Annotated in this window: 8 protein-coding genes; 4 read left to right on the top strand and 4 right to left on the bottom strand. The window is 36.2% G+C overall.

Features of this window, described 5'->3' with window-relative positions:
* The first annotated feature begins 155 nt into the window (after nt 1–155).
* Both H600_RS0115240 and H600_RS0115235 read left to right on the top strand, forming a co-directional pair.
* Entirely contained in the window at nt 156–2,555 is a 2,400-nt protein-coding gene (locus tag H600_RS0115240; RefSeq protein ID WP_035108673.1) for a TonB-dependent receptor, read from the top strand.
* 26 nt (nt 2,556–2,581) lie between these two features.
* Nucleotides 2,582–3,910 (top strand): hypothetical protein, encoded by a 1,329-nt coding sequence (locus tag H600_RS0115235; RefSeq protein ID WP_026729596.1) that lies wholly within the window; start codon nt 2,582–2,584, stop codon nt 3,908–3,910.
* 231 nt (nt 3,911–4,141) lie between these two features.
* On the opposite strand, the gene H600_RS22160 is transcribed toward H600_RS0115235, so the two are convergent.
* From H600_RS22160 to H600_RS0115210, 4 genes are all read right to left on the bottom strand, one after another.
* Nucleotides 4,142–4,567 carry a hypothetical protein gene (locus tag H600_RS22160; RefSeq protein WP_035108672.1) on the bottom strand — a complete coding sequence of 142 codons (426 nt, stop codon included), beginning with the start codon at nt 4,565–4,567 and terminating at the stop codon, nt 4,142–4,144.
* 181 nt (nt 4,568–4,748) lie between these two features.
* Nucleotides 4,749–6,155 (bottom strand): efflux transporter outer membrane subunit, encoded by a 1,407-nt coding sequence (locus tag H600_RS0115220; RefSeq protein WP_026729595.1) that lies wholly within the window; start codon nt 6,153–6,155, stop codon nt 4,749–4,751.
* Nucleotides 6,156–6,173: 18 nt separating this feature from the next.
* A complete protein-coding gene (locus tag H600_RS0115215; protein WP_026729594.1) occupies nt 6,174–9,341 on the bottom strand; it encodes an efflux RND transporter permease subunit in 3,168 nt (1,055 codons plus the stop codon).
* A gap of 6 nt (nt 9,342–9,347) precedes the next feature.
* Entirely contained in the window at nt 9,348–10,508 is a 1,161-nt protein-coding gene (locus tag H600_RS0115210; protein WP_026729593.1) for an efflux RND transporter periplasmic adaptor subunit, read from the bottom strand.
* A gap of 269 nt (nt 10,509–10,777) precedes the next feature.
* Between H600_RS0115210 and H600_RS0115200 the strand changes: the two genes are divergently transcribed.
* A complete protein-coding gene (locus tag H600_RS0115200) occupies nt 10,778–11,824 on the top strand; it encodes a sensor histidine kinase (RefSeq protein ID WP_026729592.1) in 1,047 nt (348 codons plus the stop codon).
* Nucleotides 11,821–12,552: a LytR/AlgR family response regulator transcription factor gene (locus tag H600_RS0115195; RefSeq protein ID WP_026729591.1), complete on the top strand. Its 732-nt coding sequence runs from the start codon at nt 11,821–11,823 to the stop codon at nt 12,550–12,552. The genes H600_RS0115200 and H600_RS0115195 overlap by 4 nt, the downstream gene beginning before the upstream one ends.
* Nucleotides 12,553–12,565 lie beyond the last annotated feature (13 nt).

Genomic DNA, 12,565 nt, shown 5'->3' with positions numbered 1-12,565 from the left:
CTTCACTCAGCAAGGCATACATGTATAATTAGCAACTAACAACTCCCATTTCAACATTAAAATCTCTAATGTAAATCTAATAATCTTCTAATACGTTTATTTAGATTAAATTTAAATAATACTATAAGTTTGCGTCTCAAATTAGAGACAACCCAATGAGATTTATTGCAATACTACTTTTTTTAATCACCACACCTATCTGGTCACAAACCGGAAATGCTAAAGGAAAAATAAGATATGAAAACGGCTCTACAGCTTTTGGAGTTTCGGTTTTGGTTTCAGGAACCCAAAAGTTTGCCGTTTCAAACAACAACGGAGAATTCGAGCTAAAAGGTTTAGCATATGGAAACTATATACTTCAAATTTCTTCAATGGAAGCCAAGCCAAAAAATATAAATCTAGCTATAAATAAACCAATGGTTCAAGTAGATATAGCATTAGAAAAAGATACTGATCCTAAATCACTTAAAGAAGTTGTAGTTCAAAAAAAAACATTCAAAAAAGAAATAGTCGAAAAAGGGTTTGCTGTTAACATAATCGAAACAGAGGAAGCAGCAAAACGAAATCTTCAAACCAATGATTTACTAGACCGTTCAGGCGGTGTAAGAGTTAGGCAAAATGGAGGTTTAGGTTCTGCTGTGAGTTATAATATTAACGGAATGTCTGGCAATGCCATCAGAATTTTTATTGATGGGGTTCCGCTTCAAACTTATGGAGCCTCTTTCAGTTTAAATAGCATCCCTCCCGCTTTAATAGAAAGAATTGAGGTTTTTAAAGGAGTCGTTCCGGCTTATTTAGCCGATGATTCACTTGGAGGTGCAATCAATGTTGTTTTGAAAAAAGGAGCTAAAAATAGTTTGAACGCTTCTGTTTCTTATGGTTCATTTAATACCGTACAATCTAATTTAAATGCAACTTTTAGAGATAAAAATGGATTTACAGTAAAAGCAAATGCTTTCCAAAATTATTCTGACAACGATTATGAAGTTTGGGGAAGATGGGTTTATAATATCTTACCAAATGGCCGCTACGAATACATCAGAGCCAAAAGATTTGAGAGCATGTACAAATCATTTGGAGGTCGTATTGAAGCCGGTTTTACAAATGTAGATTGGGCTGATACTTTCAGTATAAGTTATAACGGATCACAGGATTACAACCAAATTCAGCATGGTCAATACATGACAAAACCTTACAAGGGAAGGCATGGTGAAAACAAAGCAAATGTTGTCAGCATTACATATGCTAAAAAAGATTTCCTGATTAAGAACCTAGATTTTTCTGCACTGGCTGTTTACAGTCATAAAAATGAGTTTATAAGTGATACTGTAAAGTGGAATTACAACTGGAATGGAGAAAAAGCGATTGGTTTATATGGTGAACCAATTTTAACTACTACTGGGGCGCAACAAGGAGCAGCAACATTAAATTATAGAACTGCAAATGTTTTCAATACAAGGGCAGGACTAACCTATTCTATCAATGAAAACCATAAAGTTCTCGCAAATGTAATGACTTATATTTTTGATCAAAATGAACTTGACAGAATGAAACCAGAATTAATTAGAAATTTTGATGTAACGCGTGATTTAACCAAAATTGTTTCGTCGTTTGGCTACGAAATGTCAGCATTTGAATCACGTATGCGAGCGAGTCTGTTTGTTAAAAATTACGATTTAGTAAACAACGAAATTAAGCCCATAATTATAAGTCAAAATGGGCAAAATGCAATTAGCGCTGAAGTTTCATCAAAAAACACCAATTTTACAGGATATGGAATAGCGGGCTCTTATACCATTACGCCTAAAATTATGGCAATGCTTTCTGCAGAAAAAGCAATACGTCTTCCTACAGAAGATGAAGTATTTGGACGTCCAGGCGAGAATATTTTGGGCAATACTAATTTAGGTCCTGAGCAAAGCAATAATTTCAATGCAGGTTTTCGTTTTGGTCCTTATGCTGTCAATAATCATAAAATCACCTTTTCTGGAAATGCTTTTTGGAGAAATACAGAAGATAAAATTGTTCGTCAAATAAGTATTCGTTTAAATGACGCGGTGCAGGCAACACCGTTTGTAAATTTAGGAAAAGCACAGTCAGTAGGTTTTGAAACTTCACTTCAATACTCATACAACGACCGCTTTTTTGCTGGAATGAATCTTTCAAAATTCAATTCGCTTTACAAAGACAAATACGATTCAAACGGTAATGTTTTACCATACTACAACCAACAATTACCAAACGAACCTTACTTCACTGTAAATGGAAATTTGCAATATAATTTCAGAAATGTCATCCAGAGCAAGTCAGAGCTTAATTTGTATTACTACTGTGGTTATGTTGCGCCATTTTATACTTCGTGGCTAGAAATCGATCGAACTTCTGCTCAATTTCCACAGGATTTGGGTTTGAGTTATGTTTTTCCAAACAAACAAATCACTGTAAGTTTTGATGCGCGAAATATTTTGGATGAACAAGTATACGACAACTTTGCCGCACAAAAACCAGGAAGAGCCTTTTACCTAAAAGTTAACTATAACCTAAATAAATTTTAATTACTTAATTTTTAAATGCAATAAAAATGAAAAAGAACACATTTAAATTATTAACCTCTAGCTTATTAATTGGAGCGCTTGCTCTAGCAACAGCTTGTAGCAGTGATGACAACAATAGCTCAGAACCCGTAAATCCAGTTACAGATGGACGTTGGATTACCGTAGCTGGCGCTTTAATGCAAACGAATCCTGGTGACGGAAATGGAGGGACAAGAGTATATGCAATCAGCAAAGAAAATGCTGCTGACCCTAATTTTTCTGTAAACGTTTACGATCAAGGGGTTCCTGTACAATCAAGCAGAACGGCACGTTTACAGTCTTCTGTAGATGGAACTACTCTTTTCAATATCACTTATACAGGTGCTAATGGCGGTGAATTCATGACTTATAAAGTTAATGGAGGAAAAGAGTTTGCTGAATCTCAAACAAAAGTTAATATCTCTCAATACGCTGGAACATCTCCAAGATGGGTAAAACTTTTTGATGGTGACAAAACGGGTGTCGCGGTAAACGTAACAGCTCCAATAGTGAACACAAATGCAGACAAAACATTCAAATATACTAGAGGAACTGCTACAGTATTATCTTTAGATATGCAACAAACTCTAATTTCAGCATTCAAACAATATGAAATTCCTTTGAGCGCTGAAGAAGAAGCACAAGGACACCATATTTTCCGTTTAGATGCACCAACATTGAACAAAGCTGGAAACAAATTAATCATTGGAACTTGGATGCGTAAAACTGATCCTGCAACAGGTCAAAATGCAGAGACTTTTACTCGTCTAGGATCTAAATCTGTTGTTGTTGATTACCCAGCTTTGACAAACCCTAAAGTGATTACTTCTACAGTTGGATTTGGCGATACAAGCGGCTACAGAAGCTTCAACAGCTTTGTGGCTTCGGATGGAAACATCTACCAAGCAACACAAAGAGATACTCAAAAAGGTTCTTATATCCTAAAAATCAATCAAAGCAACGAATATGACAATTCATATGTATTCAGTTTAGATACTGCTTTAGGAATTAAAGGAAGTTATATTGATGCCTGGAGATATGTTGGAAACGGCATTGCTTATGCAGTTTATACTTTTGAAGGCACAGAACAAGGTTATTTAGCAAGATTGGATTTGAATGCGAGAACTGCTCAAAAAGTAGAAGGTATTGATTACGACGCTGACTTAGATTTTGGACAATACCAAGGTTTTGTGGTAGATGGAAACAACTTCTACATCGCCGTAACACCAGTTGGGAAAGATGGTAACATTTATATAATTGATATTCCTTCTGGAAAAGTTACTAAAGGTGCAAAATTGCTTAACAAACCTGGAAACCATTATATTGGGGTATTCTAAAAAATAATAACGAGTAGTTATTCACTTGAGTTTTTTTTTAATTGGAACAGTCCGCTTCAGTACTTCTGGAGCGGATTGTTTTTTAATAAAATCAAAAAGCGTCCCGAAATTCGGGACGCTTTTCTTCGTCATGTTCAAATTTGATTAATAGTGATCACCATGTGATCGATCGTGGTCTTTGTTTGAATACCCTTTAGAATATTGTTTATTAGAATATTCTTTGTTTGTGTACTATTTGTTTTCGTGTTTCTGTTTCCCTTTAGAAATGTTGTTTTTTGCTGGTTTTTCACCTCTGTTTTTCTGAGGTTTTCCATGATATCCTTTTGGATATTCTGCTCTATGTTTAGTATGATAAGTATAAGGAGCATCTCCTCTATAGTCATTCAAAACTACTTTATAACCTGAATACAAATCATATTGTCTGTATCTTTCTGGAAGTCTTTTTGCGCGTACCCATTTTCCGTTATTATCAGAAATAAATACACTTTGGTTTATATCATAATAAACATCAATGTCTGGCAAATAATAATATCTGCTGACGTCATTCCCTTGCGGACCCCAATTTGGAGGTGTTCCAATATTTACATTGATCGAAACTTGTGCATGAGCAAAAAATACACTCATAAAAAGCACTGTGGCGAATACTAACTTTTTCATCTTTTTTGTTTTTAAATATTAATTTCAGTAGATAATAATCGAAAGTAATGCCAATATTTAGTGCATCTCGCATGCATTATACGGAAATGGAAAATCAATCGACGAAGGACACTTTTTAGCCTATATACATTTCAAAAAACGTCCCGAAATTCGGGACGTTTTTATCATTATAAACTAATTACTATTTCCAGCCTCCGCCTAAGGCGCGGTACAAATTAACAACCGCCTGAAGTTTCTGTAAATTATCGTTGACACCGCTCAATTGAGCAGCTAAAAGGTTTTGTTCTGATGTCAAAACATCGGTATAATTGGTAGCCGAGCTATATTCTAAAAGTTGTTGTGTATAATCAACCGCTTTTATTAAAGCTTCAATTTGTTTTGCTCTTGAATCTTCTTTTTCTACTGCCATTTGATACGTGTACAAAGCATTTGAAACTTCCTGACCTGCCGTTAAAAGACTTTGTTGAAAATTATTGTACGCTTGCACTTGTTGCGACTGCGCTTGCGTCAATCTCATTTTATTAATTCCTTGATTGAAAATCGGTTGTGTTAATCCGCCAATTAGGGAATAAAACACAGAATTGGCAAAGAAATCTTTTAACTCTAAATTCGAAAAACCACCGCTTGCAGTAAGCGTCAAACTCGGATAAAAATAGGTTTTTGCCATATTTGTCATTTCAAAAGCAGTCCTGAAATTAAACTCAGCTTGACGCACATCAGGGCGATTTTCTAATAATTGAGATGGCACGCCTAAAGCAAGATTTTCAGGAACAATTTGCGAATCCAAATTTCCTCTATCAATTGGTCCCGGCGCTTGTCCCAGCAAAATATTCAAAGCATTTTCTGTCTCACGAATACTCTGTTTTAAATCCGGAATCAAAACTTCCGCAGCATGCTGATTGGCTTCGCTTTGCACAACTGCCGCGCCAGTAACAATCGCACCTTCTTTAAGTTCTTTTATTGTTGCAACATTTTTAATACGACTTTCTAATGTTTCCTGCGTAATTTTCAAGGATTTATCATAAGCAAGAAGTCTAAAATAATTGTTGGCAATATCTGAAATCAATTGTGTCTGAACGGCTTGTTTTGCCGCATCAGAAGCCAAATACGTTGCCAATGCCGCTCTTTTAGAACTGCTTAATTTCCCCCAAATATCAGCTTCCCAACTTGTACTTAAACCTAATTTATAAGTTGTCGTCAATGTGTTAATATTGATTCCAGCTGGAAAGTTTAATCCTGCTTCCGATTGTTTGGTGTGCGTTGCATTGGCATCCAATTGCAAAGTTGGATAATACGCCAATTTGCTCTGACGCAAAGAAGCTCTCGCTTGCACGATATTCTCAATTGCATTTTTCAGATTCAGATTTTGATCCAAACCTTTCTGAATTAAAGCGTTTAGTTTTTCATCTTTAAAAACAGTTTGCCAAGGCATATCAGCAATCGTAGTCGTATCGGCAGAAGTCTGATCACGATACAATTTATCTGTCGAAATTGTGGTAGGACGTTCGTACTTTTTGGTAACCGAACACGCACTCAAAAACGCGGCCGTCATTACCAACAAAATATATTTATTTGAACTATTAGTCATCTTTTTTTTAATTAAATTTTACTCTTTGTGAGTTTCCAATAAATGAATTTCTTCATCATCGTCTTCATCATCATAACTTTCTTTGGCCGGACCGCTGACTTTTTCTTGCAAACTCTGGAAAATGATAAACAAAACAGGAATTACAAAAACGCCTAAAATAGTTCCAATCAACATTCCCCCTACTGCTCCAGTTCCAATAGATTTGTTTCCAACGGCTCCTGCTCCAGTAGCAAACATCAACGGTACAAGTCCAAGGATAAAGGCAAACGAAGTCATTAAAATTGGTCGCAAACGCGCTACAGCTCCTTCAATTGCCGCTTGAACAATTGGTAAACCTTTACGTCTTCTGTCCAAAGCAAATTCAACAATCAAAATTCCGTTTTTTGCCAAAAGTCCGATCAGCATAATCAAGGAAATTTGGAGATAAATGTTACTGTTCAATTTGAAAATGATCGAGAATAAATACGCTCCCGCCAATCCAAACGGAATTGAAAACAATACCGCAAAAGGCAAAATATAACTCTCATATTGCGCACTCAGCAAGAAATAAACAAAAACCAAACACAATAAGAATATGAAAATAGTCTCGCTTCCTGAAGCTAATTCTTCACGCGTTAATCCTGAAAATTCATAACCATAACCAGCTGGTAAACTTTCTGCCGCAACTTCCTGAATGGCCTTAATAGCATCTCCAGAACTATAACCTGGTTTTGGTGCTCCAGTGATAGAAATAGACGTAAACAAGTTAAATCTCGAAATTGATTCTGGTCCAAAAACTCTCGTCATGTTTACAAATTCGGTAATTGGAGCCATTGTACCTGCACTGTTACGAACAAATATCTTATTCAAACCTTCCTTATTTGTTCTGAACTCTGGTGAAGCTTGAATCATTACACGATATTGTTTTCCGAATTTATTGAAATTCGAAGCATACAATCCTCCGTAGTAACCTTGCATTGTCGATAAAATCGTGTTCACCGAAACTCCAGCATCTTTGGCTTTCGCCAAATTAATTTCCATCATATATTGCGGGAAACCTGGATTAAAAGGCGTTGTCGCATATTGAATCTCTGGACGTTCTGATAATTTTGCCAAAAATTCGTTGTTGACTTTATAAAATTCTGCAGTAGTATGCCCACCTTTATCTTGCAATTGGAATTCAAATCCGCCACTTTGTCCAAAACCTTGAATCGTTGGTGGAGAAATAAAGAAAATATTAGCCTCGCGAATACCGCTTGTTTTGGCAAATAATTGACCAATTACATCATCAACGCTCAAATCACGTTCGTCCCAAGGTTTCAATTTCACAATAACCATACTGTAGGCACTACCCGCTCCTGCCGTAAAGTTTTGTCCCACAATGCGAAGTGTGTTTTTAACTCCTGGAATAGTTTGTGCGATACTATCAACTTTTTTAGCAATTACATCAGAACGTTCCATTGAGGCCGATGGCGGTAAACTAATATTTGCAAAAACAGTTCCCTGATCTTCTGAAGGTACAAAAGCCGATGGCGTAGTTTTCATCATATAAACCAGTGCAACACCTGCGATGACAATTGATACCAAAGCAATCCATTTTTTTACAGAAAGAAAACTTACAGAACGCTTGTATCTTTCGGTTACATTATCAAACGCAACGTTGAATGAAGTATAAAAACGCTGTAAAAAGCTTTTATGTTTATGATCGTCAGCATGTGGCTTTAGCAAAAGCGCACACAAAGCCGGACTCAAAGTCAAGGCGTTTACAGCTGAAAGAATAATCGCAACGGCAAGCGTTATACCAAATTGTTTATAGAAAACTCCCGTTGATCCGTTGATAAAAGTCACCGGAATAAATACCGCCGCCATAACCAAAGTAATCGAAATGATTGCTCCGGAAATTTCGTTCATGGCATGAATTGTCGCTTTTTTAGCCGATTTATAACCGTGATCGAGTTTGGCGTGCACCGCCTCAACAACCACAATGGCATCATCGACAACAATACCAATAGCGAGAACCATCGCAAAAAGCGTCAATAAGTTAATCGTAAATCCGAATAAATTAAGGAAGAAAAAGGTTCCTACAATCGCAACCGGAACTGCAATTGCCGGAATTAAAGTCGATCTGAAATCTTGAAGGAAAATAAAAACTACGATGAAAACCAAAATAAAAGCTTCGATCAAAGTGTGAATTACCTTTTCAATCGAAGCGTCCAAGTTCTCATTAACGTCAACTAAAACCGTATATTTTACACCTTTTGGGAAGCTTTTCGCTGCTTCTTCAATCAATTTTTTAGAATTGATGATTACGTCACGTGCATTCGAGCCTGGCGTTTGGCTAATTGCCATTGCTGCAGATTCTACACCATTTGTTTTAATTGTTGACGCATAACTCAAAGATCCTAATTCTACTTTGGCAATATCTTTCAAACGCAACATTTGGCCATTTCCAACCGATTTGATGACAATATCTTCAAATTCTTTTGCACTTGTTAAACGCCCTTTGTACTTGATTACATATTGAAAAGCCTGATCTCCATTTTCACCAAATTTCCCCGGCGCTGCTTCAATGTTTTGTTCCGCCAATGCAGCAGAAATATCACTCGGAATCAGTTTATATTGCTGCATTACGTCTGGTTTTAACCAGATTCTCATGGAGTAATCTTTTGCTCCAAAAACCGTTACATCACCTACTCCAACCACACGCTGAATTTGCGGTACCAAGTTGATCTTAGCATAATTTTGAAGGAAAGTCTGATCATATGTTTTATCATCGCTGTATAACGAGAAAATCAATAAGTTACTACTCTGGCTCTTGGTTACTGTAACCCCCGCCTGAGTTACCTCAACAGGCAGTAAACTTGTTGCTCTCGAAACTCTGTTTTGCACGTTTACCGCTGCCAAATCAGGATTTGTACCTACTTTAAAAAAGATTTTGATTGAAGCATTTCCGTCGTTAGTAGCTGTAGAAGTCATGTATGTCATGTTTTCTACCCCATTGATTTGCTCTTCAAGTGGAATTACGATACTTTTCAATACCACATCGGCATTGGCTCCTGTATAACTTGCCGAAACATTTACAGTTGGCGGCGCAATATCTGGATATTGAGAAATAGGCAATTCAATAAGTCCCAAAACACCTAGAATAACAATAATAACCGATATTACTGTTGAAAGTACAGGTCGTTGTATAAATTTCTTAAACATTTGTTTTTATTTTAAATCGGCGTAAACTTTCTCAGCACTTTCATTTTGGGATTTAATTTCTGTTCCATCTTTTAGTGTTGCAACACCTTCCAAAACAATTTGATCACCCAAATGTAAACCACTTGTAACCACATAATAATTTCCTGCACCATTTTCCATAACTGTGATATTGGTGCTTTTTGTTTTTCCATCTTTCCCAACAACAACCGCAAAAAGTTTATCTTGAAGTTCATAGGTTGCGCTCTGCGGAATAATCATTGCGTCTTTTACATCGGTCGGAATTCTAACTGTCGTGCTGCTTCCGCTTCTGATAATGCTTTTCGGATTGGCAAAACGAGCTCTAAAAGTAACCGAACCAGTTTCTGTATTAATTAATCCGTTTACGGTTTCTACACGTCCTTTTTCTGGGTAAGGAGAACCATCAGAAAGCAACAACGAAACGGCTGGCATATTTTGGATTTTTTGTGCCAATGTGGATCCCGGCGATGCGCTCTGTGTGAAATCTAAAAGTTTCTTTTCATTTATAGCGAAGTAAGCATACACATTTCCGATGCTTGAAACTGTAGTTAAAGCCTCGGCAGTATTTGAACTTACCAAACTTCCTAATCGAAACGGAATTGAACCCACAACACCATTTACTGGACTTGTTACTGTTGTATAGCCTAAATTAGTTTTAGCATTAACCAAACTTGCATTGGCCTGAGCCAAAGAAGCCAGAGCCGATTCATACGTATATTGCGCTGATTCTAAATCATATTTACTGATAATTCCTTTTTCAACTAGTGGTTTTACTTTGTTTACCGCCAATTTTGCAGCACTAACATCTGCCTGAGCGCTTTTTATACTTGCAGATGCTGTACGAACTTGTTGCTCATATTCTGGTGCGCTAATTTTGAACAAAGGCTGTCCAACTTTTACTACTGCACCTTCATCTACAAAGATTTTATCTATATAGCCTTCAACTCTTGGGCGAATTTCAATGTTTTGTTGTCCCTGAATGCTTGCAGGATAATCACTATACATGGTTGCAGATTCAGGTTGCAAGGTTAGCGTTTTATACTCTTTTACCTGTGGAGCACCTCCTTGAGCCGACTTATCATTTTTATTTCCGCATGAAGAAAGAATCACTGCGGCGGTTAGAATACTAAAAAAAGATTGCTTATTCATTTTGATAAAATATGAGATTTTCTATTTATTAATAGACAAAAGAACTAAAATAGTACACGCAAAATTTTTCGAATAGACGTACGGCAAGAGACAATCGATAGAGATAGTTTTACACCCGATGAAATTATTTCAAAAATTAAACGATCGTTTAATTTCTGACTTATCGGCTGTAAAATGGTTTTTAAAGACTATAAATGTATTTTGGGCGATTGGTTCTTCATTGTATTTAAATAAAATGTAATATTGTCTTTAAAAAATCAAAAATTATAATGGCATCAAACATTTACAGACCGTATTTATTCACCGGATTACACATTCTCGGCTGGTTTTTATTGGGATTTATCATGCTGTTTTACATCCCTTTAACTTGGAATGTAGTACTTCCATCTGTATTTTGGCTTTGGCAGATGATAGTACTGACCCTTTTGATACTCATATTTTATTCTAATGCCAAAATCATTGTTCCAAAAACCATTATCAAAGACAATACATCGCCATTTTTGCTTTGGGCATTTCTCACCATTTTTGCCATGCAATTTATCGCATATTTATATACTTCGCAGACCGATCTTCACGCCAAAATCAGTGCGATTATAGGATTCAAAAAATATAAAAACCCTTATTTTGACAACTATGTCTTAATGCTTACGCTCTTGGTTTTAGGAATAAGTACCAGCTGGGCCATGTTGCAATATTGGCAAAAAGCCGCGCAACACAAACAAAAATTGGAACAGGACAAAACTATGGCCGAGTTAGCAATGTTGAAGGCGCAGATTAATCCGCACTTTTTCTTTAATTCGCTTAATAGTATTTATTCGCTCACCTACTCAAACATTGAAGATTCTAGAAATGCACTTCATACTTTAAGCCGAATGATGCGTTACCTTTTGTACAGCACCGAAGAACGAACAACCTTGCTCAAAGAAGCCGAATTTATGCGTGATTTTATTGCCCTAATGAAACTTCGTGCCAACAGCAAACTGACCATTACGACTAATATTCCTGAAAATATTCATGATTATCCAATTGTTCCGATGTTACTTTTGCCTTTGGTAGAAAATGCTTTCAAACATGGAATCCATGCCACAGATAAAAGTGAAATTCACATTACGCTTACGCAAAATGGAAACAACTTAGAATTTGAAGTTGAAAACACCTATTTCGAAAAATCTTCGACCACAAATGAAGGCGGTATTGGCTTAACAAATACAAAACGCCGACTTCAATTAATTTATCCAAACAAACATTCGCTAAAAGCCGGAATCGCGCCAAACGGAATGTATAATGTAAAACTGCAAATAACTTTAGAACAATGACAGTATTAAAATGTATAGCAGTTGATGATGAGCCACTTGCATTAAAACTTGTGGAAACTTTTATTGAACAAACACCATTTCTAGAATTAACGGCAAGCTGTGATAACGCCGTTGAAGCAATGAGTTTGATAAGAGAAAAACAGCCTGATTTGGTTTTCTTAGATATTAATATGCCGAATTTGACTGGAATGGAATTGGCTAGACTTTTACAAGAGCAAACTGGTTCGTTGCCAAAAATAGTTTTCACAACGGCTTATAACCATTATGCCATTGAGGGGTATCGCGTAAATGCTGTTGATTATCTTTTAAAACCTTTCAGTTATGAGGAATTTTTGCGCGCCGCCAATAAAGTACTTCAAATCACAGAAGAAGCTTCAAATCAATATCAGCCAATTACTGCAGATGACGAATTTATCTTTTTGAAAGTTGAATATCAGTGGGTCAGAATTTCTTTAAAAGACATTTCGTACATCGAAAGTTTGAAAGATTATGTAAAAGTACATTTGGATGATTCGCAAAAAACAGTGCTTTCATTAATTTCTTTAAAAGCGTTGGAAGAGAAACTGCCATCGACAAAATTTATGAGAATTCATCGTTCGTTTATTGTTTCTCTTGATAAGATTAGCGCAATCACCAAAAACTCAATTTTAATTGGCAAAACCGAAATTACAGTTGGCGAGCAATACAAAGAAGCTTTTAAAACCATTGTAGACAAATGGTTGAAATAAAATAGAATACAAA

It is taken from the genome of Flavobacterium denitrificans DSM 15936, assembly GCF_000425445.1.
GTDB lineage: Bacteria > Bacteroidota > Bacteroidia > Flavobacteriales > Flavobacteriaceae > Flavobacterium > Flavobacterium denitrificans.
This window is presented reverse-complemented; position numbering and strand designations above follow the sequence as displayed.